Raw genomic sequence first — 22,189 nt, 5'->3', positions numbered from 1 at the left:
TGATTCATTAACTCCAACAGAGCCAAATGAACGGTTCAAAAGGAAATAAAGCAAAGGCTCAATGAATCATGACGAATGAATTGGTGTACTGCGGGGCGGTGGAGCTCGCAGCGCTCCTGCGCTCCCGCGAGGTATCCGCCGTCGAAGTGCTCGAAGCCCACCTCGACCAGATCGACCGCTTCAACCCGCTCGTGAACGCCGTGGTCACCATCGACGAAGACGGTGCCCGCGCGGCCGCAGCCGAGGCAGACCGCAAGCTCGCGGCCGGCGTCGCACCCGGACCCCTGCACGGGCTGCCCATCAGCTTCAAGGACACCGCCCGCACGGCCGGAATGCGCACCACCTTCGGGCACCCGCGCCACGCGGACTTCGTCCCGGACACGAACGACCTGCACGTCCAGCGCATCCTTGATGCCGGAGCCATCCGCGTGGGCAAGACCAACGTGCCGGAGTACGCGGCCGGCTCGCACACCTTCAACCGGCTCTTCGGCACCACCCGGAACCCCTACGACCCGTCCAAGTCGGCCGGCGGCAGCAGCGGCGGCGCGGCGGCAGCCCTGGCATCCGGTTTCCAGCCGATCGCCGACGGCAGCGACATGGGCGGCTCCCTGCGCAACCCGGCGTCGTTCTGCAACGTGGTGGGCCTGCGCCCGACGCCGGGCATGGTCCCCAACACCGACGGCGGCAACGTCTTCTTCCCGCTGGGCGTCGCCGGTCCGATGGGCCGCACCGCAGAGGACGCCGCCCTCCTGTTCGCGGCCATGCGTGGCACCACCCCGGACGACCCCTTCTCCGTCTTCCCGGCAGAGGAAATCCCTGCGGGCGAGCCGTCCCCGCAGGACTTCGCCGGACTGCGCATCGCCTACGCCCCCACGCTCGGCGGCCGGATTCCGGTGGCCCGGGAAGTCCTGGACGTGCTGGATCCCCAGGCCAAGGCGCTGGCGGAACTCGGCGCCCACGTGGAGATTGACTGCCCGGACCTGGACGGCTCGGAGGAAGTCTTCCGGGTCCTTCGGGCGGCCAGCTTCCACGCCGCCTGGGGCGATGACCTCGACGCCGACCCCGGCCTGTTCAACCACTTCCTCGCCGGAAACATCCGCGACGGCGCCGGCCTGAGCGGGCGCGACGTGTTCCGGGCCGAGGAAGGGATGACCAGGCTTATCCGCAAGGCCGCGGAGTTCTTCACCCGTTACGACCTCGTGATCGCACCGGCCTCCCAGCTGGCGCCGTTCGACGCGGACCTCGAATACCCCACCCACATCGAGGGGCAGCAACTCGAAAACTACCTCGACTGGATGCGTGCCCCGTACCTGTTCACCCCGCTGGGACTCCCGGCCCTGTCCGTCCCGGCCGGCTTCACGCCGTCGGGCCTTCCCGTCGGTCTCCAGATGATCGGCGCACGCGGCAGCGATGTCCGCCTGCTCCGCCTGGCCTCGGCCTTCGAACAACTCACATCCTGCTCAGCCGTTCACCCCCAAGGAGCTGCAGTCCTATGAGTACCGTCCTCGCATCACCCAAGCGGCTTGCCATCGCCGCCGTCCCCATCCTCGGCATGATCCTCACCCCGTTCCTGCCCTTCGTTTCCACCCCCACCTTGTGGCTCGGCCTGCCCGCCGCGATCGTCTGGATGGGCTTGATGATCATCGCCGCCGTGGCCGCCCTGCAGATCATCGAACGCAGCTACCTGCGTGAAGGCGGCGCCGAACTGGACCGTCTCGAACTTGAGCTGTCCGAACAGCGCCGGGCCGCACTCGAACCGAACGGACCGGAGGCCCACTGATGCTTACTGTCGCCATCATCGTCGGAATCATCGGCATCGGTGCCCTCGGCATCGCGGGCCGCCGCCGCCAGACCGAACTCTCCGGCTGGACAGTCGGGAAGCGCGACCTGCCCCGCTGGACCACCTGGTTCCTGCAGGCCGGCGAGTCCCTGACCACCTTCAGCTTCCTGGGCCTGGCGGGCATCGCCTTCGGCGGCGGCGTCGCCGCGCTCTTCGCGGTGGCCTACCTGACCATTACCTGCATCCTCCAGTACTTCGTAATCCCGCGGCAGCGCGAACTCGGCGCACACCGCGGCTACCTGACCATGGCGGACTTCTTCGGGGACCGTTTCAAGAGCAAGTCCCTGGGCAAGACCGTGGCCCTGGTGGGCGCCGTCTTCCTCATCCCGTACCTGCAGCTGCAAATCACCGGCCTCGGCTTGATCGTCCAGCTGGCCACGGGCAGCGAATCCGCCCGCGGGTACAGCATGGCCGTGGCCAGCGTCCTGGTGGTCGTCTTCGTCATCTGGGCCGGCATCCGGGGCCTGGCCAAGGTGGCGATCTTCAAGGACTTCGCCATGCTCGCGGCCCTCGTGATCGTCCTGGCCGGTGTGATCGCGGGCATCGGCGGCATCCCCGACATCTTCGCCAAGGTCATCGACACCGCCCCGGACTACCTCACCATCACCCGGCCCGGCTTCGACGCCACCTTCTGGGTGACCTCGGTGATCGTCACCAGCATCGGCGCGGGCCTGAACACCTTCCCGCACCTGTGGCCGCCGGTCCTTGCTGCCAAGAGCGGCGCCGTGCTCCGGGACAACGTCAAGTGGCTTGCCATCTACCAGTTCCTGCTCCTCATCCCCATCACCGCAGGCATCGCCGCCACCCTCATCCTCGACCCGGCGACCAAGGGCAACCAGGTCCTGCTGAGTGTCGCTCAGCACACCCTGCCCGAGCCCCTCATCGCCGTGATCGCGATCGGCGGCGCGGCCGCCGCCATGGTCCCCGCCGGAGCCATCGCCATGGGCATCTCCTCGCTGGTCTCCAACAACCTGCTCACGGTCAAGAACCCCAAGCTGCGGTTCCGGCTCAACCACGTGGTGGTCGCCGTCGCCGTCGGCCTGGCCCTGGCGTTCGGCCTGGCGAAGTCGGACATCGGCGCGCTGCTGCTGCTCACCTACGGCGGCCTCACCCAGTTGGCGCCCGCCGTTGCGATCGCCATCGGCCGCAAAGTGCGCGTCGGCGCGGTCCCGGTCAACCTGGGCATCATCACCGGCACGCTCACGGTCGCCGTCATCACCTTCGGGAACATCCCCACGGGCGGCGTGGATTCGGGCCTGATCGCCCTCGCCCCGAACCTGCTGGTCCTCGTCATCGGGGAGTTCATCCGGCGCCGCCGCAACCCGCTGGCGGTCCAGGACACCGCGGACGACGATTCACTCAGCGGCCGCCCGGCCGTGGGGGTTCAGGCATGAGCGGCCCAGGCATGAGCGGCGCAGGCATGACCGGCACCGCAAGCGGGCCGCTGGCCGGCACGCTCGTCGTCGACCTTTCCCGCGCGCTCGCCGGGCCGCACGCCGGGATGATGCTCGGCGACCTCGGCGCCCGCGTCATCAAGGTGGAGAACCCCGACGGCGGCGACGACACCCGCGGCTGGGGGCCGCCCTTCGTGGACACCCCGGAAGGCCGTGAGTCGACGTACTTCCTCTCCTGCAACCGCAACAAGGAATCCCTGCGACTGGACCTGAAGTCCGGGGACGGCAAGCAAACCCTGCGCGAACTGCTGCGGCGGGCAGACGTACTGATCGAGAACTTCCGCCCCGGCACCCTGGACCGGTTGGGCTTCGACCCCGCCACCCTGGAGGAGCTCAACCCGCGCCTGGTGGTGCTGGCCATCAGCGGCTTCGGGCACGACGGTCCGGAAGGCCGCCGCGCCGGCTACGACCAGATCGCCCAGGGCGAGGCCGGCCTCATGTCCCTCACCGGCCCCGGCCCGGACGAGCTGCAGCGCGTGGGCGTACCGATCGGCGACGTCCTGGCCGGAATCCACGGCGCCTACGGGGTGCTCGCGGCACTGCTCGAACGGGAACAGACCGGCCGGGGAAAGACCGTGCGGACCTCGCTGCTCTCCTCGATCGTGGGCGTGCTGGCCTTCCAGGGGACCCGCTGGACCGTGGGCGGCCAGGTGCCGCAGGCCCAGGGGAACCATCATCCGTCCATCGCGCCGTACGGGCTGTTCCGATGCGCCGGCGGGGCCGTGCAGATCGCCGTCGGCTCCGAGGGGCTGTGGCAGCGCTTCGCCGCCGAGTTCGGCCTGCCCGCCGCGGACGAACGCTGGAAGGACAACCAGTCCCGCGTCAGCAACCGGGCGGCGCTCATCGAGGCGGTTGAAGAAGCCTTCGCGGAGACCGGCTCGGAGGAACTGCTCGCCCGGCTGGAAGCCGCGGGCATCCCGGCCGGCCGGGTCCGCTCCCTGGACGAGGTCTTCGCCTGGGAGCAGACCCGCAGCCAGCACCTGCTCCTGGACATCGAGCACCCCACGCTCGGCCGGATCGAGATCCCGGGCTCGCCGCTGCGCTTCTTCGACGGCGACGGCACCGAAACCACCCGGCTCCGCCATGGCGCCCCGCCGCGGCTCGGCGAGCACGACAGCAGCATCCGGGCCTGGCTGGACGAGGGCGCGCTGGCGGGGGCTTCTGCCGGACCCGGCGCCGCGGGGACGGGCACGCGATGACCGCCGTGCTGGAAAGCGGCCGCACCCGGCGCGTCCGGCTGGGCGGCGCGGAACTGCTGGAGCAGCTGCTCGACGCCGGCAGCTTCCGCAGCTGGGACCGGCCACCTGCTGCGCCGGCTGGCGCATCCGGGGCCTACCTTGACGACCTGGACCGGGCCCGCGAACGTAGCGGCGCTGACGAGGCCGTGCTGTCCGGAGAGGGCCTGATCGACGGGCACCCGGTAGCCGTGCTGGCCAGCGAGTTCACCTTCCTGGGCGGCTCGATCGGTCGGTCCACTGCGGACCGGATCGTCGCGGCGATCGAGGAAGCGGGCTGCCGCGGCCTGCCCCTCATCGCCGCGCCGGCCTCCGGCGGCACCCGCATGCAGGAGGGCACGCTCGCCTTCCTGCAAATGGTGCGGATCACCGAGGCGCTAACGGCCTACAAGGTGCTCGGCCTGCCGTACCTGGCGTACGTGCGGCACCCCACCACCGGCGGAGTCTTCGCGTCCTGGGGTTCACTGGGCCACCTGACCGTTGCCGAGCCCGGCGCCCTGGTTGGCTTCCTCGGACCCAAGGTCTACGCCGGGCTCCGCGGTGAAGACTTCCCCGCCGGGGTCCAGTCCAGCGAACATCTGTTCAAGCACGGAACAGTCGACGCCGTCCTCGACGTTGCGGGCTTCCGGAACCTCGCGGCCGGGGTGCTGGGGATCCTCGCCGGCTCGCCTGCCGTCCCGCCGGAGCACGAGCCCGACGGCGGAGCTTCCCTTTCCGGGGAACGCACCGGCAGCGTGTGGGACTCGGTCCTGCGCAGCCGGGACGCCGGCCGTCCCGGCCTGGCGGAACTGCTCGACGCCGGCTTCGGCCGCACCGTCCGGCTGTCCGGCACGGGACGCGGGGAGCGTTCGGCGAGCACCGCCGTCGTGCTGGCCGAACTCCACATACCGGCTCAACTGCGGGAGCCCGGCGGCGCGGGCACCCGGCCGGTCGTCGTCGTCGGGCAGGACCGGGCGGCCCAGCGCGCCGGTGCGGTGCTCGACGCCGCCGGTCTGGCACAGGCCCGCCGCGGCATGCGCCTGGCGCAGGACCTCGGGCTGCCTCTGGTCACCGTGGTGGACACCCCGGGCGCCGAGTTGTCGGTCCGCGCCGAGGAAGCCGCGATAGCCGGGGGCATCGCCGACTGCATCGCCGGACTCCTGCAGCTCACGGTGCCCAATGTGGCGATCTTGATGGGCGAGGGAACCGGCGGCGGGGCACTGGCGCTCGCCGCCGCCCGGCGCACTGTGGCGGCGGAGCACGCCTGGTTGGCCCCGCTGCCGCCCGAAGGTGCCAGCCTGATCGTGCACGGGGACACCGCGCACGCGGCCGAACTGGCGGAACAGCAGCGGATCGGCGCCCGCGAACTGTTCGACGACGGCGCCGTGCACGAGATCGTCGGCGAAGGTTCGGGGTTCTGCGGCCGGCTCGCAGCCGCGGCCGCCCGCCAACTCGCCTTTCAAGAAACGCAGGCGGCCCAGGAAAGGCTCGCAGTTCAGGAAGGCCGGTCGTAGGGACGGCGGGGAGGCCGTCACTCCTGACCTTCTTTGGACTGCGGGAGCCCGCGACACACCGTGCATGACGGCGTGTCGCGGGCTTTTCCGTGCCAAAGAAGGTCAGGAACGTTTCGGTATCACTGCCCGGCCAGCTCCTCCAGGACCGCCATCGCCGCGTTGTGGCCGCCGATCCCGCTCACCCCGCCGCCACGCCGGGCGCCGGCGCCGCAGAGGAGGATGCGCGGGTTGCCGGTGCCGACGCCCCAGCGTTCGGCCGCTGTGTTCCGGGGTGCGTCGTCTTCGAGGAACGGCCATTGCAGCGGGCCGTGGAAGATGTTGCCGCCGGGCATGTTGAGGGCGTGCTCCAGGTCCAGGGTGGTCTTGGTTTCGATGCACGGCCTGCCGTTGGCGTCCATGAGGATCAGCCCCTCGATCGGCTCGGCCAGCACCGAGTTCAGGGACGCGAGCACGGCCGCCTGGAGTTCCTGGCGGCGGGCGTCGTTGTTTTCCTCGGTGATCCAGCGGTCGGGAACGTGGAGGCCGAACACGGTGAGGGTCTGCGCCCCGGCCGCTACGAGTTCGGGCGAGAGGATGCTCGGGTCGGTCAGGGAGTGGCAGTAGATCTCGCAGGGCAACGGGTGCGGGATGGCGCCCTCGAGTGCCTCCTGGTAGGCCTGTTCGAGGCGTCCGTAGCCTTCGTTGATGTGGAAGGTCCCGCCGAACGCCGCCTGCGGTGCCACGGATTCGTCGTTGAGCCGGGGGAGTCGGGCGAGCAGCAGGTTGACCTTCACTTGGGCGCCTTCGGGACGGGCATTTTCGGGACGGGTAGCGTCGACGGCGGGCGACTGTCCGCCGTCGAGCAATCCCTTCAAGACCCACGGTGCAACGTTCGCCAGCACGTGCCCTCCCTCGGCGAGGTGTTCGGCGCCGTCCAGGCGGTAGCGGACGCCGCCGTCGGGCGATACCGAGGTGACTTCAGCGCCAGTGAGCAGCGTCGCTCCGGCGTCCCGGGCCGCCCGTTCCAGTTCGCGGGAGACCGCGCCCATGCCGCCGATGGGGATGTCCCAGTCGCCGGTCTCGTTCCCGACGACGTGGTAGAGGAAGCAGCGGTTGGCGTCCAGCGAGGGGTCGTCCAGGGAGGTGAAGGTACCGATCAGCGCGTCCGTGGCCACCACGCCGCGGACGACGTCGTCCGTGAAGCGCCGGGCGATGGCCTGGCCCAGCGGCTGTTCGATAAGTTCGTCCCAGAGGGCGTCGTCGTCGAGCAGCTTGCGGGCTTCGGAGCGGCTCGGCAGCGGTTCGCAGAACGTGGGGAACAACGCCCGCGCCAGGCGCCCGGTGGTGGCGCTGAAGTCGTGCAGGGCGTCGAAGTCGGCGTCGTTGCCTGCCACGCGCTGGAAGGATTCCCGGGTGGCCTCGGCGTCGGCGCCGTCGATCAGCAGGCCTGCGGCGGTGTTGCCGGGCACAGGGGTGTAGGAGGAATAGCGGCGGCGGGCCAGCTCGATGTCCAGGCCCAGCTCCTCGATGATCGGCTTCGGCATCAGGCTGACTAGGTATGAGTACCGGGACAGGCGGGCGTCCACACCGTCGAAGGCCGCGGCGGAAACCGCGGCGCCGCCCAGGTGGTCATCGCGTTCGAGCAGGAGCACGCTCTTGCCCGCCCGCGCCAAATAAGCCGCAGCCGTGAGGCCGTTGTGTCCGCCACCAACAATTACAACGTCGTAAGGGGTGTTCGTCATGGGCCCAAACGTAGGGGAAGGGTTCGGTTTCCTGATACATCTTCCAGCGATTCGTAAGGAACTCTTGCCCTTTCGCGAAGAAAAACGTGACGAGCATCACTGATTGGTGTCTGGAGGTGCATTGTTACTTTCGCTTGCGGTTTCCATGGCGACGGCAACCGGGGCGTTAGGGAAAACTGCTTCCAGCGTCTCGTTGTGTTTCTCACAGATCCAGGAGAACGGGTCGCAGCAGCCCGTCCCTTCGCGAGGAGTCCGCTTGCATTTGAGCACGTACCTTGGTCTGGCCAGCGCGTTCGTCGCGGTAGCGGGTCTGCTGTTGCATGCGCGCTCTGAGCGCCCGGAAATTTCATGCGCCGGTTCCAAACGAATCCATCCTTTGAGAGGCACGCCGTGGGTGTTGGTTCTTCACCCAATCTTCCTGTTCATTGGATTTGTCGCCTATCAGGATGGCGAAGAGCTCCTCTCCTCGGGTCCGGCTGGGCTGGCCGTGTGGGGCCTGCTTTGGCCGCTGGTGGTGGAGGCGGCATCGTGCGGCCATCCGTACAGGGTGGCCCGTCTGCTGAGGCACTACTTTGCCTATCAACATGTCCTGCCCTTTACCGCGGAGTACAAAGAATTCCGAAGGCAAATGCGCCCCTTGCGTTCCACCCATCGGAAGTTCGTTGCCCTCGTACTGCTCGTTGTCGCCGTGGGCAGCTTCTTGCCCGGCGCTTTCTCGGGGGCATAATGTCCACCATGGGCCGGACGGTTTCGACGTTGGGACTGCAAAACGTGGTCCGGTAGTGGTCTGTCCGTCAGTTTCCACGCTTTTGGCGCGTAGAGCCTCGCTCATTATCCGTGCAAGAGATTTTGATCGACGGGCGAAGGTTGCCGGACCTCTTTGACCTGGATCTTCCAAAGCCACCGGCGGAGGGAACGGCACTTAGAACCGATCAGCCCGGTCATGCTCTCGCACAGCTACGACGTCTCCTGGGCCTTGAGGACCCTGATTTCGACGTCGGCCGGGTGGCGTTGCTGGTATGTCCCGGTTGCCTGGAAGCGGCGTACGGCACCCTGAGTGTCGAAGTTCGCCGGACGGAAGACACCGTCATTTGGGCGGAAGCCGGGTGGCAGGACGAGGCCGGTGAAGGCAAAGACGTTAGGCCAGTGCGTGGTCCCAAAGGGCGACCTCCAATACATCGAACTGAAGAGCGGGAAGCTGTTCAACGCGCTGGAGTTGGAACGGATAGTCGGAGAACGGATGACTTACCTCCGGACCCGCGGTGCCCTGCGGCCTGCCCCGGGGTCGCCGACGAACGGCGGGCCCGACAATAACGACTTTTCGGAGGCTTTCCGACTCGCCCGAATGTACGACTTGCGCTAACCAGACTCATCGTGCGGAGAAGCTCCTGATCATGTCATGCATGAGTTTTTCGTATCCGGCCCGCTCGAACACGAACGTCCTGTCGACCTCCACCGGTTCAATGGGATTGCCGAAGATGTTGTCCCAAGCGAAGTCGGTCCAGACGACTGTCGTGTCGGTGAAAATGATGCGGGTGCTCAGGCCCACGCACCCTGGGTCTCCACACTGGCAGTACAGGAGCCACGTGCGCCCATTCCTGTCGGCCGGCAACGGGCCGCCGAGGAGTTGCCGCAACTGGTCCAAGGATTCTCTTGGGTGATCCCGATCAAGCAAGGGCATCCTGCGATCAGGATCGTCTGCTTCGTCCGGATCGATCAGCGACAACAACGGTGCGCCGTCAACGTAGAACTCATGGACGGGCATTTGGCGTGTGACTTCCTGCCGCGGGCGGAACCACCGGAACTTGGACTCGGTCCATTCCATATAGCCGTCAACAATTGCCAGAGTATTGATCGGCTCATTCATGGATTCGGAGGCTGGCATACGCCATTGTCCAACACTTCCGGCCACGTCCCGAAAGCACATGTCCCATTGACGCAGCGAAGGATGGACATATGCGCAACATGTCCATCCTTCGTGCCGGGCAGAAGACATGTCCTCCGGGTTCCGGCGAGTAGGGTGTAGCAGCTAGTGCGTCAGATCCTTGCCCTTCGTCTCCGGGATGGTGAACACGAAAGCGATGCCGACGGCCAGCAGCACCACTGCGTAGACGTTGAACAGGCTGCCTTGGCCGATGCTCGCCAGCCAGCTCTGCAGGTACGGGGCGGTGCCGCCGAATGCTGCGACGCAGATGGAATAGGGGACGCCGACGCCCACGGTGCGGATCTTGGTGGGGAACAGCTCCGCGTAGACGGCCGGCACGATCGCGGCGCTCGCGGCGATGAAGAAGAGCATCACGGACATGCCCACGGCCAGCTGCCACGGCGAGTCCTTCAGCAGCCAGGTCATCGGGAAGTGCAGCAGCGCGGCCCCGGCGGCGCCCGCAATGAGGACGGGCTTGCGGCCGATGCGGTCCGAGAGCCGTCCCCAGAACGGGAGTGCGGCGATGAACACGACGTTGCCCACCACGCTGGCCCACAGTGCGGCGCCGCGGTCCATCTTGAGGGTGGTGGATGCGTAGCTCGGGGCCACAACGCCCCAGACGTAGTAGATGACGGTCAGGCCCACGGTGAGCCCGATGACCTGCAGTGCCTGCTTGCGGTGCCGGAAGATCTGCGGCCAGATCGGCTCGTGCTTCTCCTTGACGGTCTCGGCCTCGAACGCCTCCGTCTCCTTCATCCGGGCCCGCATCACCAAGGCATAGACGCCCAGGATGCCGCCCAGGATGAACGGGATGCGCCAGCCCCAGGCGGCCATGTCCGTCTTGCTCAGCATCGCGGACAGGATGGCGCCCAGCAGTGTTCCGAGGAGGATGCCCACCGTGCCCGAGGTGTAGATGAGCGTTGCCCAGAAGCCGCGCTTTTCCTTGGGTGCCATTTCGGACAGGTACGTCTGCGACGACGGCAGCTCGCCGCCGTGCGCCAGGCCCTGGATGAGCCGGGCGAAAAGCAGCATGATCGAGGCGAAAACGCCCACCGACTCGAAGGTGGGGGCGACGCCGATCAGCAGGCTGCCGAAAGCGCCGAGGGCAACTGCGAAGGTCATGGAGGTCTTGCGGCCGATCCGGTCACCGATCCAGCCGAACACGAAGCCGCCGAAGGGCCGGGCCACGAAGCCGACGGCGAAGATCGCCAGGGTGGACAGGATGGCCGAGGTGGGATCGGCGCTGCTGAACAGGGCGCTCGCGATGAAGGGGGCGAACGTGGCGTAGATGGCCCAGTCGTACCATTCGACGGCGTTGCCGATGCCGGTGCCGACGAGCGTGCGCACGTGCGACTTGTGTTCCTGGACGGGGGTCTGGGTCCCTGTGGTGGTCATGTCAGGCTCCAAATGGGGGGAGGGTCAGTTGCGGTCGCCGGCAAGGGCGGCGATGCGGGACACGGCCAGTTCGGCGTAGAGTGCTGCGCCGTCGGCCAGCACGCCGTCGTCGAACGTGGCGTTGGGGGAGTGGTTGTAGGCGGCGGCGTGGGGGTCCGCCCCCTTCGGGACGGCGCTGAGCCCGATGAAGGTTCCGGGCACTTCGGCCATGACGCGGGAGAAATCCTCCGAGCCGCTGAGCGGGGTGGCCCAGCGGGTGTGGCGGGAATCGCCGAACATCTCCTGGATGGTCTTTTCGGCGGTGGTGGTTTCGTCTTCGTTGGTGACGCTGAGCGGGTACTCGCCGCGGTAGTCCACGTCCACATCGAGGCCGTGTGCGGCGGCGATGCCCTGGAGCAGGGCGGGAACGGCCTTCATCATGCGCTCGCGGGAGGCATCGGAGAAGGTCCGGATGGTGGCTTCGAAGCGGGCGGTTTCCGGAATGACGTTGCGCTTGGTCCCGGCCTGCAGCACCCCGACCGTCAGGACCACGGGATCGAACATGTTGAACTGCCGGGTGATCATCACCTGCAGCGCCGTGACCATCTCGGCGGCCGCCGTCACCGGGTCCTTGGCGGCGAACGGCGCGGAACCGTGCCCGCCGGCGCCGAGCACGGTGACGAACAGTCCGTCCGAGGCGCTCATGATCACCCCGGGCTTGGTGCAGAACTGGCCGTAGGGTTCCATCGCGGAGAAGACATGCATGCCGTAGGCGGCGTCAACGCGGCGGCCCGCGGCGTCCAGGACGCCTTCGCGGATCATGTGCCCTGCGCCGTCGAACCCTTCTTCGCCGGGCTGGAACATCAGCACCACGTCGCCGGCCAGTTGCTCCCGGCGTTCGGCAAGCAGGGTCGCGGCGCCGGCGAGCATGGCGGTGTGGAGGTCGTGGCCGCAGGCGTGCATGGCGCCGTCCACGGTGGAGGTGTAGTCCACGTTGCTGCGCTCCTGAACGGGCAGGGCGTCCATGTCCGCGCGCAGCAACACGGCCGGCTTCCTGGCGGAGTCGCTTGCCGCGCCGGGTGCGGTGCCCCGCAAAACCGCCGTGACCGACGTCGTGCTGTCACCCAGGGTGATCTCGTACGGCAGTCCGTCCAGGGCCTTGAGCACCTTCTCCTGGGTGCGCGGGAGATCGAGTCCGATCTCGGGCTCGCGGTGGAGTTCATGGCGGAAGCGGACAATGTCTTCCTGGAGTTCCCGGGCGTCTGCGGCGATGGTCATTAATGCGGGCTGCCTTTCCGAATGGTCGGTAAATCCTCTTCATGCCATTGTGGAGTGATGCCATTCACACCGGACCAAATGGCTGGAAAAATTCAAGAGTGCGATGATTTGCGCAGGATTCGTGCATCGAGGTGGGAGCGGCAATGGAACTGAGTGAGGAGGACCTCGGGCTCATCAACGCCTTGCAGATCGCGCCGCGGATCAGCTGGTCCGACGCCTCCGGGGTGCTCGGCGTCCACGCCACCACGCTCGCGGCGCGTTGGGAGCGGCTCCGCTCGGCCGGCGCGGCCTGGACCACCGCGCACCTGATCGGCGATCCGAAGCAGATGTGCCTGGCCCTGGTGGATATCGACTGCGACATGCGGCTCCGGGCGGACGTCACCGCAGCGTTGGCGGCGATTCCCGAGGTAGTGACGGTGGAGGAAGCCGCCAGCAACCGGGACCTCATCCTCACGGTCATCACCCCCACGCTGGCCGAGTTCACCGACGCCGTAGTGCCGCAGTTCAAGGAGATCGAGGGGCTGCAGAAATACCGCACCTCCCTCTGCACCCGCCTCCACACCGGCGGCCATGCGTGGCGGTTGAACATCCTGGACCGCTCGCAGCAGGCGGCCCTCAAGGCCTTCGCCGGTCCAGAGGCCGGCGTGGCCGGGATCCCCGCAGTTGGGGAACTGCCCCAGAGCCACCTGGACCTCATCCCCTTCCTGGCGCAGGACGGCCGGGCGACGGCGGCGGACATGGCCCGCGCCCTGGGCCGCGGCCCCGCCACCGTGCAGCGCCAGCTCAACCGGCTTCTGGCCAGCCGCGTCCTGTCCTTCCGTTGCGAGGTGGCGCAGAAATTCTCCGGCTATCCCGTGACGTGCCAATGGTTCGCCAACGTGCCGGCCGGGCAGCACGAGGCCGCGGCCGCCGAGCTGCGCGGTTTCCGGAACCTGCGGCTCAGCGCCTCCACCACCGGGCGCACCAACTTCGTGATCGTCATGTGGCTGCACTCCCTGTCGGATGTGATGAACGCCGAACTTGCCCTGCAGCAGCGCATCCCCGGCATCGAGCTGGTGGAAAGCGTAGTGGTCCTCAGCTCGGCCAAGCGGGTGGGCTGGATGCTGAACCCGGACACGACGGCGAGCGGCGCCGTCGTCGTTCCCGTTGCCGAACTGAACCCGACGGCGTAGCTGCCGCTGATCGCAGCTGTTTGTTTGGGCACGGAAGGCAACAAAATCGATCAGCTCAGCGGCTAAGCTAAGCCAATGACCGACGACGATCTTTCGGCCGGGATCCTGCGCCGCCCCTACCTCCTGGCCACAGTTGGTTCCTGCGCCCTGGTGTTCATGGTCGCCTTCGAAGCCATGGCGGTCACCACGATCATGCCGCGCGTGGGCCGCGAGCTCGACGGCCTGGAACTCTACGCCCTGGCCTTCGCGGCGCCGCTGGCCACCAGCGTGGTGGGGATGGTGGCGGCCGGGAACTGGGCCGATCGCCGCGGGCCGGCGGGGCCGCTCTACGCGTCGGTGGTGCTGTTCGCGGCCGGGCTGCTGATCGCGGGCACGGCCCTGTCCATGCCCGTGTTTGTCGCCGGCCGCTTTGTGCAGGGCCTGGGTGGCGGAGCCATGACGGTGGCCTTGTACGTGGTGATTGCCCGGGCCTATCCCGCCCGGCTGCACGCGAAGATGTTCGCCGCCTTCGCCGCGGTATGGGTGGTTCCGTCCATGGTGGGGCCGTTCGCCGCCGGCGTGGTGGCCGAGCTGGTCGGCTGGCACTGGGTTTTCCTGGGCGTGGTGGTGCTCGTGGTCCCGGCGCTGGCGATGACCGTCCCGGCGCTGCGGCAGATGCGCGGGCCGGCCGGGGGCGGCAGCACTTCAAGGGCGGTGCCTTGGAACTTCGGCCGGATCGGCTGGGCGGTGCTGGCCGGCGTCGCGGTCCTTGCCGTGAATCTCTCCGGGCAGGTGCCGGCGGCGGGCTGGCTGATCGCCGTCGCCGCCCTGCTCGCCGCGCTGTTCGCCGTCCGGCCGCTGGTGCCGCGCGGCACCCTGACTGCCGGGCGCGGGCTGCCGAGCGTGATCCTGCTGCGCGGGGTGGTTTCGGCGGCCTTCTTCGGCGCCGAGGTCTACATGCCGTACCTGCTGACCGAACGCTACGGATTCTCCCCGGCGTTCGCCGGCCTCGCGATCACCGGCTCCGCCCTGGCGTGGGCCACGTCCTCCGGGATCCAGGGCCGCTGGGGTGCACGCATCAGCAACGCGGTGGCCATCAAGGTGGGCACGTGGCTTGTGCTCGCCGTCCTGCTGCTGGAGCTTGCCGCCGTGCTGTTCGCCTGGCCGCCGCTGCCCGCCATCATCTGCTGGACCTTCGGCGGAGCCGGGATGGGCCTGATGTTCCCGCGGCTGAGCACCATGACCATCGGCCTTTCGGAGCCCGATGCCCAGGGCTTCAACAGCTCGGCCCTTTCCATCTCCGACTCGATCGGCAGCGCCTTGGCCCTCGCGATGGCGGGCATGATCTTCAACCTGCTCGCGGCCGGGTACGGCTTCGCCGGGGTGTTCGCGCTGACGGCGCTGATCGCCGCCGTCGGGCTGCTGGTCTCGCCCCGGGCCACCGCCGCCGTGGCAGGGAGCCGGCCCGCCGTCCTCGCCCCCAAGTGAGGCAGGCCAGGGCTCAGGGGCGCGTCGCCCGCAGCACCGTGTCGATGAGGGTCCTGCTTTCGCCGTCGGGACCGGTGACCGTCCGCTCCCGGGTCTCGAGGACATGGACGGTCCAGGTGCCGAGCACGCCGTCCAGGGCTTCTGCCAGTTCCTCGGGCGTGTAGAACATCTCCCGTGCCGAGTGCTGGCCGTGCGGGAAGTGGCCCACCAACAGCAGCGTGCCGCCGGGTGCCACGGCCCGGGCCGCCATCGCCGCCGACGCCCGCCAGTCCAGCAAGGGCGAATGCAGGTACTGCGAGGACACCAGCCCGTACCCCGCCCCGGGCCGCCACGTTGCCAGGTCCCGCCGCTCGAAGGTGATCCGTTCCTCCACACCCGAGTCGGCGGCGTGCCCGGCCGCCCGTTCCAGCGCGACGGCGGAGACGTCGACGGCGGTGACGCGCCAGCCGCGCTGTGCGAGCCAGATCGCGTCGGCGCCTTCGCCGCAGCCAAGATCCAGCGCCGTGTCCTGTGCCCTGTCCGGAACCAGGCTGCCCGCTTCCGCCACGAGCTGGGGGTTCGGCCGGCCGCTCCAGATCCGCGATTGCTCCCGGTACCTGTCGTCCCACAGCTCCTCCGCGCTCCCGGCCCCTTCCCCGAAGGTGCGGGCGCCGCCGTCGTGCTTTCCGCCGTCCAGATCTCCGCTGTGGTCCATGCCCGTGTCCTTTCGCTCTGCTCCCATCTTGCCCCGGCGGCAGGCCGCCGTCCCCGTAATCCGCTGGCGGTGGAATTTGCTCGGGACTCGCGGTGGAAATTCCCGCCGCCCGGCTCCTGTTAGAATGGTGGAACTTGATGTGCAGTGAAGGGCCCGCATGTTGCGGGCCTTCTTCATGTGAGAGGCACATCCTGCGTCGATGAACGCGTTCGGTCCCGGCCCCGGCTTCCCGCCCGGCGGTTGACCACTGACTTTTCCTCGGCGAACCCCTGGCCCAACCGGCGTCGGGGGCCGATGCCCGCAAGGGCGCCGCCAGAAAGACCCCACGAAACACATGACTACTTTTGCTGCCCTTGGCACGCCCAAAGCCATCGCTGAATCCCTCGCGGCCAACGGCATCGAAGAAGCTTTCCCCATCCAGGTGAAGACCCTCCCGGACACCCTCGCAGGCCGAGACGTGCTGGGCCGCGGCCGCACCGGTTCGGGCAAGACCATCGCGTTCGCCATCCCGCTGGTGGCCCGCCTGGCCGAGCGCGAGGCCGCGTACTTCCGCAAGCCCGGACGCCCCATGGGACTGGTCCTGGCGCCCACCCGCGAGCTGGCCACCCAGATCAACGCCACGGTGGAGCCGCTGGCCAAGGCCATGGGCCTGAACACCACGGTGATCTACGGCGGCATCTCCCAGGCCCGCCAGGAGAAGGCCCTCGGCGCCGGCGTGGACATCGTCATCGCCTGCCCGGGCCGCCTGGAAGACCTCATCCGCCAGCGCATCGTCACCCTCGAAGGCGTCGAGGTCACCGTGCTGGACGAGGCCGACCACATGGCAGACCTCGGCTTCCTCCCGGTGGTCCGCAAGCTCATGGACATGACCCCGTCCCAGGGCCAGCGCCTGCTCTTCTCGGCAACCCTGGACAACGGTGTGGACAAGCTGGTCCACCGTTTCCTGTCCAACCCGCTGACCCACTCGGTGGATGACCCGCAGGCCGCCGTGACCACCATGGAACACCACGTCCTGGTGGCAAATGACCAGACGGTCAAGAAGCAGCTGGTTGTCGAATTGGCTTCCGGAACCGGGCGCCGCGTGCTCTTCATGCGCACCAAGCACCATGCCCGCAAGCTGGCCAAGCAGCTCACCGACGTCGGCATCCCCGCCGTCGACCTGCACGGCAACCTTTCGCAGAACGCCCGCGACCGCAACCTTGCCGAATTCTCCAGCGGGGAGGTGCGCGTGCTGGTGGCCACCGACGTCGCCGCCCGCGGCGTGCACGTGGACGACGTCGAACTCGTCATCCACGTTGACCCGCCCACCGAGCACAAGGCCTACCTGCACCGCTCCGGCCGCACCGCCCGCGCCGGTTCCGAAGGCACCGTGGTGACGCTGACGCTTCCCGAGCAGCAGCAGGACGTCAAGAAGCTGATGAAGGCCGCCGGCGTGGAGGTTTCTTTCGAACGCGTCACCGCCAGCTCGCCCCTGGTGGCCGAACTGGTGGGCGAGGTCGCCGACAAGGTCGATCCGCGCACTCGTGCGGCCCTGCTGGCGGCCAAGGCCCAGCCGCAGGGCGGCGGCACCTCCACCGGCGCCAACGCCCAGCGCAAGCGGGCCCGGCGCTCCGGCCAGGCAGCTCCGACTGCGGGTGGCCGTGGCGGACGCGGCGGACGCGGCAAGGTTTCGGCTGAGCCCGTGCGCACGGACCTGAACCGTGCCGACCGCCGCGCCGCAGCCAGCGAGGACGTTGCCCGCAACTCGCGCGGCCGCGGCAACGGCTCCGGCCACCGCAACGACGTCCCGGCCGCCCAGGGCCAGGGCGGAGGCCGCAGCGGACGTCCGGCCACGGGCCAGCGCGCCGCCGGTTCCCGGCAGGCTGCCGCTCCGCGTTCGGCCTCGGCAACGTCCACGCGGGGTACAGGAAACTCCGGCAGCAAGGCCGTCTGGTCCTCCAACACCGGCGGCACATCGGGCGGCTCGTTCGGTGCGGGTTCCGGCAACTCCGGCCGTCCCGCCCGCAAGGGTCCGCGCCGGGCGTCGGCTCCGGCGTCGAACGAGCGCCGCGGGCGCTGATATCTCATCGATTGCCTAGATAACGTCGTTCTGAGCCCTCAAAACGACGCTATCTAAGCAAAGGATGGCTCCTTCCGCTTCTACCAGCGGCGTTCGCGCCACTCCTGCAATTGCGGCCGTTCCGCGCCGAGCGTGGTCGGCTTGCCATGGCCCGGGTGCACCACGGTGTCATCGGGGTAGGCGTTGAAAAGCCGCTCGGTCACATCGTCCAGCAGGGACGTGAAGCGGGCCGGGTCGTTCTGCGTGTTGCCCACGCCGCCCGGGAACAGCGAGTCGCCGCTGAAGATGTGCGCCGGGCCGTCCGGGTCCTGGTACACGTAGGCGATCGAGCCGGGGGTGTGGCCGCGCAGGTGCACCGCCGTGATGTCGAAGCCCTCGAAGTTCCCCACATCGCCGTGCTCCAGCGGCACGTCCACCGGCACGGGCAACGCCGCGGCGTCGTCCACCCCGGCCGACGTCTTCGCCCCCGTGGCCGCCACCAGCTCCGGCAGGGCGCGGACGTGGTCCCAGTGCTGGTGCGTGGTGGCGATCAGGGCCAGTTTCGGCGTGGCCGTGGTGTCCGCGGCCGACTCCGCCAGCATCGCCTGGATCGCCGGCAGGTCGTCCGCGGCGTCGATCAGCAACTGCGCCCCGCTCGCCTTGGCGGTGAGCAGGTACACGTTGTTGTCCATCGCGCTGACCGAGACGCGCCGGATGGTGATGTCGCGCAGTGAGTGAATGAGTGAGTCCATCCACCCACTCTACGGACGCTACTCGCGGCCCTGCGACACCCAGTTGGGATCTGCGGAACGTGACCCGACGACGGCGGAGGCCGCGCCGTCGAGCACCTCCAGTTGGGCGGCACCCAGCTTGAGGGACAGGGCGCCGAGGTTCTCGTCGATGCGCTGTGCGCGGCGGGTCCCGGGGATCGGGACCACCGGAAGCCCGAGGCGGCGGCCCTGCTCGAACAGCCAGGCGAGGGCTACCTGCGCAGGCGTGGCACCGAGCTCGGCAGCCACCGAGCGGACAGCGGCGACGACGGCCTGGTTGGCGTCCAAGGCACCCTCGGCAAAGCGCGGGATGCGGTGCCGGAAATCGCCGTCGCCGAGGTCGCTGGCACTGACCGTGCCGGTGAGGAAGCCGCGGCCCAGCGGGGAGTAGGGCACGAAGCCGGTGCCGAGTTCCTTCGCGGCTGGGACCACGTTGCGCTCAACGTCCCGGCTCCAGATGGACCACTCGCTCTGTACGGCGGCGATCGGGTGCACGGCACTGGCTTCCCGAAGCTCCTCGGCCGTGACCTCGGACAGGCCAAGGTGCCGGACCTTGCCTTCTGCCACCAGCGCCGCCATGGCCTCCACGGTTTCCACAATCGGAACGCGGAGGTCACGGCGGTGCAGGTAGTAGAGGTCGATCGTGTCCGTGCCGAGGCGGCGCAGGCTGTCCTCTGCGGCCTGCTTCACGTAGGCGGCGTCGCCGCGGACTTCGGTGTAGCCGGTGCGCACGTTGCCCAGGATGCCGAACTTCGTGGCCAGCTGGACCTCGTCCCGGCGTTCCTTCAGCAGCTGCGCGACGAGTTCCTCGTTGCCGCCCGCACCGTAGACGTCCGCGGTGTCGATGAAGGTGACGCCGGCGTCGACGGCGTGGTGCAGGGTTTGCAGGGACTCGGCGGGGTCGGCGTCGCCGTACACGGTGGTGAGGGCCATGCCGCCGAAGCCGAGGGGACTGACGGTGAGGCCGTCGCCGAGGTGGACGGTTGCGGGAATGGTGCCAGGGGTGTTCTCGGGTGCCATGGTTCTCCATCCTTCGGGATTGTCGCCTTCGTTGGCAAGAACCCGGGCTACTGCCGGAGTATTCCGAATAGCGTCAGGCCCTCTTGTTCGCGGATGCCTTGTCCCCGGAGGGCAATGCCTTCAAGCCGGCCGCGCAGCCCACGATTCCCGCGATGAAAAGTAGTTTCAGCGGGTTGGCGGGTTCGACACCGGTGACCATGGCCCACGCGACCGTCAGCGCTGCGCCGATCCCTACCCAGACGGCGTAGGCGGTGCCGAGGGGGATGCGTTTCACGGCCACGCCCAGGCCCACCATGCTCAGCGTTGCAGTCACGGCGAAAACGAGGGAGGGCAGCAGTTGGCTGAAGCCTTCGGACAGGCCCAGGGCCGTGGCCCACACCGCCTCGAGGACGGCGGAAGCCAGCAGTACGAGCCAGGAAAGCCGCTGCGACATGGTTACGCCACCACCTTCAGGCCGACGACGCACGCGCCGATCCCGGCCAGCAAGGCCAGCCGGGCCGCCGTCGGGCGTTCAACCTTGGTGACCATCGCGTAGGAGGCGGTGAGGACCACGCCGACGCCCACCCAGACGGCGTAGGCCGTGCCGGTGGGAATGTCCCGCATGGCGAACGCCAGGCCGCCGGTGCTGGCAATGACCGAGACAAGGAAAACCAGGGAGGGGACGGGGCGGCGGAAACCCTTGGAACGGTGCAGGGCTGCGGCCCAGACGGCTTCGAGTGCACCGGAAAGAATGAGGACGATCCACGACATGACGATTCCTTTGGCCAGTCTTGTCGCGTGCCGGGTACTGAACCGTCGTCCGGAGGCCCGGATACAGGGCCTTGCCTTCCAGAGTAGCAAACACCCGGACCGGCTCCCCGGCCCGCAGGATCCGCCCGGGAGCTACGCCGTCACGCGGTCGATCGACACCACGGCCACGAAGCCGCGTCCCAGCAGTTCCGGGCTGCGGAGGTCCGAACCGACCACGGCATCATAGCGGCCCAGCTCGACCGGTTCGGCGGCAGGAACGTCGGGGTCCTCCTCCGGGTCGGCCCCGGGAACCACGGACGCCTTGCCCTCGAGCAGGACGGCCAGCTGGCCCTCGAACACCGGGTGGGCACGCTTCTTGGACAGCTCAATGATGGAGGTGTAGCCCTTGAAGGCGCCGGCCCGGGCGATGATGTTGAGGTCCCGGATGTCGCCCGTGGGCAGCGCAGAACTGGTGTCGGCTTCGCCGGAAAAGCGGAAGGGCCGGTACTTCTCCACCGGGTGCTCCTCGCCGTCCACCGTCAGGAGCAGCAGCTCGCCGTCGATCACGGTGAGGACCCGCTCCATGCCCGGGAAAGCCGAGAAGGCGCCGGCCTTGGAGACGTCCGCGATGCTGACCCGCCAGTCCCAGGCGCCGTCCTGCGCGGAGGCTGCTTTCGGATGGCTGGCGAGTTCGCGGGTCACCCCGCCGCCGTTGCGCCAGGGTTCGGGCCGGATGTCGGAAAAGCGGATGATCTCCATGCGCTCCACATTACCCATGGACCCCGTTCGGAACCGCGCGGCGCGGCTTGCTAACGTCTTGGGTAGGAGATTCATCGGGAAACGGCTGGAGGCACGGGAGTGTTCGTCAAAGTGTGCGGCCTGAGCACGCCCGAATCAGTGCAGGCCGCCGTCGAAAGCGGCGCGGACGCGGTGGGTTTCGTGCTTACCAAGAGCCCGCGTGAGGTGTCGCCGGAGCAGGCCCGCGCATTGCTTGCCGGCGTCCCGGAGGGGATTGCCGCCGTCGGCGTCTTCCGTCACGAAAATGCCGCCGACGCCGTCGCCACCGCCCGCGCGGCCGGCCTGGAATGGGTCCAGCTGCATGGCAGCCGCACGCCGGCGGATGTCCGCACAGTGCACGACGCCGGGCTGCGGCTGATCCGCGCCGTCACCTTGGGTGCCACGCCGGAAGAGTTCGCCGATTGGGGCGAGGACCTGCTGCTGGTGGATGCGGCCGTTCCCGGCTCGGGCGAGGCCTGGGACTACGCGCTGATGCTGGACAAGGGCCTGGCCGGGCGGAAGTGGCTGCTGGCCGGCGGCCTGTCCCCGGAGAACGTGGCGTCCGCCGCCCAAACCGCCGCTGCCTGGGGCGTGGACGTCTCCTCCGGCGTCGAGTCGTCCCGCGGCGTGAAGGACCTGGCGAAGGTGCGGGCTTTCGTGAAGAACGCCAAGGGTTAGAGCCGAAGTCAGGTCTTCGCACCTGGGAGACGCGAAAAACCCGTAAACCTTGGCACCATGGTGAAATCGAACTCGATGTCTCCGCCGGTCATCCCGTCCATGACGGCGTCGCTCGGCTGCCCGTAGACGGTGAACTCCTTGACGGTGCAGTGCTCCATGACGCCCTGGATGTAGGGGTCGGAAAGTTCCCAGTGCTTCAGGATGGCTTCAGAGTTCCCGTAAAGCTGGAAACTGTGGGCGATCATCTGCTCTTCGTCGATGAATACCTGGACCATGTCCTGCGGGCCGTGCTGCCCGACAAATTCGATAGCGGATTGGATGGCCTGGCGGAAGCCGTCCAAGTGTCCTTCGGTGATCTGCATGGTGTTCTGAAACAGAATTGGCTCGTCACTCATGCCCCCACCCTAACCGGCGCTTCACGGTGTGGGCACCCAACTAACTCGCAGTTGTTGTCGTTATGACATGAAAATTCGGTGAGGCGGCGTGCACTATCCAGTCTGGTGCAGGGGTTCCAGGGTGACATGG

21 protein-coding genes and 1 riboswitch are annotated in these 22,189 nt (G+C 68.4%); of the genes, 10 read left to right on the top strand and 11 right to left on the bottom strand.

The annotated features are described in order from the left end of the window. Nucleotides 1-68 precede the first annotated feature (68 nt). Genes D3654_RS13835 through D3654_RS13815 form a run of 5 tightly spaced genes read left to right on the top strand, consistent with a single transcriptional unit; the run spans nt 69 to nt 6,022 of the window. Nucleotides 69-1,496 carry an amidase family protein gene (locus D3654_RS13835; protein ID WP_120522068.1) on the top strand — a complete coding sequence of 476 codons (1,428 nt, stop codon included), beginning with the start codon at nt 69-71 and terminating at the stop codon, nt 1,494-1,496. Further along, nucleotides 1,493-1,780: a hypothetical protein gene (locus D3654_RS13830; RefSeq protein ID WP_120522067.1), complete on the top strand. Its 288-nt coding sequence runs from the start codon at nt 1,493-1,495 to the stop codon at nt 1,778-1,780. The genes D3654_RS13835 and D3654_RS13830 overlap by 4 nt, the downstream gene beginning before the upstream one ends. After that, nucleotides 1,780-3,234 (top strand): sodium:solute symporter family protein, encoded by a 1,455-nt coding sequence (locus D3654_RS13825; protein WP_245413237.1) that lies wholly within the window; start codon nt 1,780-1,782, stop codon nt 3,232-3,234. Before D3654_RS13830 ends, D3654_RS13825 begins: the two co-directional genes overlap by 1 nt. Beyond that, nucleotides 3,231-4,493 carry a CaiB/BaiF CoA transferase family protein gene (locus D3654_RS13820; RefSeq protein ID WP_245413236.1) on the top strand — a complete coding sequence of 421 codons (1,263 nt, stop codon included), beginning with the start codon at nt 3,231-3,233 and terminating at the stop codon, nt 4,491-4,493. Before D3654_RS13825 ends, D3654_RS13820 begins: the two co-directional genes overlap by 4 nt. Beyond that, on the top strand, nt 4,490-6,022 hold the full coding sequence (locus D3654_RS13815; protein ID WP_120522065.1) for a carboxyl transferase domain-containing protein: 1,533 nt from the start codon (nt 4,490-4,492) through the stop codon (nt 6,020-6,022). The genes D3654_RS13820 and D3654_RS13815 overlap by 4 nt, the downstream gene beginning before the upstream one ends. Before the next feature lie 119 nt (nt 6,023-6,141). On the opposite strand, the gene D3654_RS13810 is transcribed toward D3654_RS13815, so the two are convergent. Beyond that, nucleotides 6,142-7,743 carry a phytoene desaturase family protein gene (locus D3654_RS13810; RefSeq protein WP_120522064.1) on the bottom strand — a complete coding sequence of 534 codons (1,602 nt, stop codon included), beginning with the start codon at nt 7,741-7,743 and terminating at the stop codon, nt 6,142-6,144. A gap of 262 nt (nt 7,744-8,005) precedes the next feature. On the opposite strand from D3654_RS13810, the gene D3654_RS13805 reads away from it, so the two are divergent. Continuing rightward, nucleotides 8,006-8,470 (top strand): hypothetical protein, encoded by a 465-nt coding sequence (locus tag D3654_RS13805; protein WP_162943739.1) that lies wholly within the window; start codon nt 8,006-8,008, stop codon nt 8,468-8,470. Between the two features lie 642 nt (nt 8,471-9,112). Here the strand turns inward: D3654_RS13805 and D3654_RS13795 are convergent. From D3654_RS13795 to D3654_RS13785, 3 genes are all read right to left on the bottom strand, one after another. Continuing rightward, on the bottom strand, nt 9,113-9,610 hold the full coding sequence (locus D3654_RS13795; RefSeq protein ID WP_162943738.1) for a hypothetical protein: 498 nt from the start codon (nt 9,608-9,610) through the stop codon (nt 9,113-9,115). Nucleotides 9,611-9,772: 162 nt separating this feature from the next. Beyond that, nucleotides 9,773-11,062, bottom strand: a complete 1,290-nt coding sequence (locus D3654_RS13790; RefSeq protein ID WP_120522060.1) for an MFS transporter — start codon at nt 11,060-11,062, stop codon at nt 9,773-9,775. Between the two features lie 24 nt (nt 11,063-11,086). Then, entirely contained in the window at nt 11,087-12,319 is a 1,233-nt protein-coding gene (locus D3654_RS13785; RefSeq protein ID WP_120522059.1) for a M20 metallopeptidase family protein, read from the bottom strand. A gap of 143 nt (nt 12,320-12,462) precedes the next feature. Between D3654_RS13785 and D3654_RS13780 the strand changes: the two genes are divergently transcribed. Next, nucleotides 12,463-13,491, top strand: a complete 1,029-nt coding sequence (locus D3654_RS13780) for an Lrp/AsnC family transcriptional regulator (protein ID WP_120522058.1) — start codon at nt 12,463-12,465, stop codon at nt 13,489-13,491. Between the two features lie 75 nt (nt 13,492-13,566). After that, nucleotides 13,567-14,958, top strand: coding sequence for an MFS transporter (locus tag D3654_RS13775; RefSeq protein ID WP_120522057.1), 1,392 nt, complete (start codon nt 13,567-13,569; stop codon nt 14,956-14,958). A 13-nt stretch (nt 14,959-14,971) separates the two neighbouring features. Here D3654_RS13775 and D3654_RS13770 read toward each other — a convergent pair whose 3' ends face one another. Further along, the gene (locus tag D3654_RS13770) at nt 14,972-15,652 is read right to left on the bottom strand and encodes an SAM-dependent methyltransferase (protein WP_245413235.1); all 681 of its coding nucleotides are present in this window, start codon (nt 15,650-15,652) and stop codon (nt 14,972-14,974) included. 334 nt (nt 15,653-15,986) lie between these two features. Here D3654_RS13770 and D3654_RS13765 point away from each other — a divergent pair, with 334 nt between their 5' ends. After that, nucleotides 15,987-17,711 (top strand): DEAD/DEAH box helicase, encoded by a 1,725-nt coding sequence (locus D3654_RS13765; protein WP_120522055.1) that lies wholly within the window; start codon nt 15,987-15,989, stop codon nt 17,709-17,711. A gap of 80 nt (nt 17,712-17,791) precedes the next feature. Here the strand turns inward: D3654_RS13765 and D3654_RS13760 are convergent, their stop codons facing one another. From D3654_RS13760 to D3654_RS13740, 5 genes are all read right to left on the bottom strand, one after another. Continuing rightward, nucleotides 17,792-18,442 (bottom strand): MBL fold metallo-hydrolase, encoded by a 651-nt coding sequence (locus D3654_RS13760; RefSeq protein WP_120522054.1) that lies wholly within the window; start codon nt 18,440-18,442, stop codon nt 17,792-17,794. A gap of 18 nt (nt 18,443-18,460) precedes the next feature. Further along, nucleotides 18,461-19,480, bottom strand: a complete 1,020-nt coding sequence (locus tag D3654_RS13755; protein ID WP_120522053.1) for an aldo/keto reductase — start codon at nt 19,478-19,480, stop codon at nt 18,461-18,463. A 73-nt stretch (nt 19,481-19,553) separates the two neighbouring features. After that, complete coding sequence (locus D3654_RS13750; RefSeq protein WP_120522052.1) at nt 19,554-19,913, bottom strand: DMT family transporter; 360 nt, start codon at nt 19,911-19,913, stop codon at nt 19,554-19,556. 2 nt (nt 19,914-19,915) lie between these two features. Further along, nucleotides 19,916-20,230 (bottom strand): DMT family transporter, encoded by a 315-nt coding sequence (locus D3654_RS13745; RefSeq protein WP_120522051.1) that lies wholly within the window; start codon nt 20,228-20,230, stop codon nt 19,916-19,918. A gap of 9 nt (nt 20,231-20,239) precedes the next feature. After that, nucleotides 20,240-20,305: riboswitch (guanidine-III (ykkC-III) riboswitch) on the bottom strand. Between the two features lie 57 nt (nt 20,306-20,362). Beyond that, nucleotides 20,363-20,968 carry a HutD/Ves family protein gene (locus D3654_RS13740; RefSeq protein WP_120522050.1) on the bottom strand — a complete coding sequence of 202 codons (606 nt, stop codon included), beginning with the start codon at nt 20,966-20,968 and terminating at the stop codon, nt 20,363-20,365. 99 nt (nt 20,969-21,067) lie between these two features. On the opposite strand from D3654_RS13740, the gene D3654_RS13735 reads away from it, so the two are divergent. Then, nucleotides 21,068-21,664, top strand: coding sequence for a phosphoribosylanthranilate isomerase (locus tag D3654_RS13735; protein WP_120522049.1), 597 nt, complete (start codon nt 21,068-21,070; stop codon nt 21,662-21,664). A gap of 8 nt (nt 21,665-21,672) precedes the next feature. Here the strand turns inward: D3654_RS13735 and D3654_RS13730 are convergent, their stop codons facing one another. Next, nucleotides 21,673-22,059: a hypothetical protein gene (locus tag D3654_RS13730; protein WP_120522048.1), complete on the bottom strand. Its 387-nt coding sequence runs from the start codon at nt 22,057-22,059 to the stop codon at nt 21,673-21,675. Between the last annotated feature and the right edge of the window lie 130 nt (nt 22,060-22,189).

The sequence above is a fragment of the Arthrobacter celericrescens genome (assembly GCF_003614925.1).
Taxonomy (GTDB): Bacteria; Actinomycetota; Actinomycetes; order Actinomycetales; family Micrococcaceae; genus Arthrobacter; species Arthrobacter celericrescens.
Note: the sequence above shows the minus strand (reverse complement) of the source record. Positions and strands in the feature narration are given on the sequence as shown.

Bases quoted from the DNA above. Each gene is read 5' to 3' on its own strand.
- D3654_RS13760 (WP_120522054.1), bottom strand. From the start codon at position 18,442: ATGGACTCACTCATTCACTCACTGCGCGACATCACCATCCGGCGCGTC.
- D3654_RS13815 (WP_120522065.1), top strand. From the start codon at position 4,490: ATGACCGCCGTGCTGGAAAGCGGCCGCACCCGGCGCGTCCGGCTGGGC.
- D3654_RS13730 (WP_120522048.1), bottom strand. From the start codon at position 22,059: ATGAGTGACGAGCCAATTCTGTTTCAGAACACCATGCAGATCACCGAA.
- D3654_RS13835 (WP_120522068.1), top strand. From the start codon at position 69: ATGACGAATGAATTGGTGTACTGCGGGGCGGTGGAGCTCGCAGCGCTC.
- D3654_RS13820 (WP_245413236.1), top strand. From the start codon at position 3,231: ATGAGCGGCCCAGGCATGAGCGGCGCAGGCATGACCGGCACCGCAAGC.
- D3654_RS13765 (WP_120522055.1), top strand. From the start codon at position 15,987: ATGACTACTTTTGCTGCCCTTGGCACGCCCAAAGCCATCGCTGAATCC.
- D3654_RS13825 (WP_245413237.1), top strand. From the start codon at position 1,780: ATGCTTACTGTCGCCATCATCGTCGGAATCATCGGCATCGGTGCCCTC.
- D3654_RS13795 (WP_162943738.1), bottom strand. From the start codon at position 9,610: ATGAATGAGCCGATCAATACTCTGGCAATTGTTGACGGCTATATGGAA.
- D3654_RS13750 (WP_120522052.1), bottom strand. From the start codon at position 19,913: ATGTCGCAGCGGCTTTCCTGGCTCGTACTGCTGGCTTCCGCCGTCCTC.
- D3654_RS13790 (WP_120522060.1), bottom strand. From the start codon at position 11,062: ATGACCACCACAGGGACCCAGACCCCCGTCCAGGAACACAAGTCGCAC.
- D3654_RS13780 (WP_120522058.1), top strand. From the start codon at position 12,463: ATGGAACTGAGTGAGGAGGACCTCGGGCTCATCAACGCCTTGCAGATC.
- D3654_RS13745 (WP_120522051.1), bottom strand. From the start codon at position 20,230: ATGTCGTGGATCGTCCTCATTCTTTCCGGTGCACTCGAAGCCGTCTGG.
- D3654_RS13755 (WP_120522053.1), bottom strand. From the start codon at position 19,480: ATGGCACCCGAGAACACCCCTGGCACCATTCCCGCAACCGTCCACCTC.
- D3654_RS13775 (WP_120522057.1), top strand. From the start codon at position 13,567: ATGACCGACGACGATCTTTCGGCCGGGATCCTGCGCCGCCCCTACCTC.
- D3654_RS13830 (WP_120522067.1), top strand. From the start codon at position 1,493: ATGAGTACCGTCCTCGCATCACCCAAGCGGCTTGCCATCGCCGCCGTC.
- D3654_RS13810 (WP_120522064.1), bottom strand. From the start codon at position 7,743: ATGACGAACACCCCTTACGACGTTGTAATTGTTGGTGGCGGACACAAC.
- D3654_RS13740 (WP_120522050.1), bottom strand. From the start codon at position 20,968: ATGGAGATCATCCGCTTTTCCGACATCCGGCCCGAACCCTGGCGCAAC.
- D3654_RS13770 (WP_245413235.1), bottom strand. From the start codon at position 15,652: ATGGACCACAGCGGAGATCTGGACGGCGGAAAGCACGACGGCGGCGCC.
- D3654_RS13785 (WP_120522059.1), bottom strand. From the start codon at position 12,319: ATGACCATCGCCGCAGACGCCCGGGAACTCCAGGAAGACATTGTCCGC.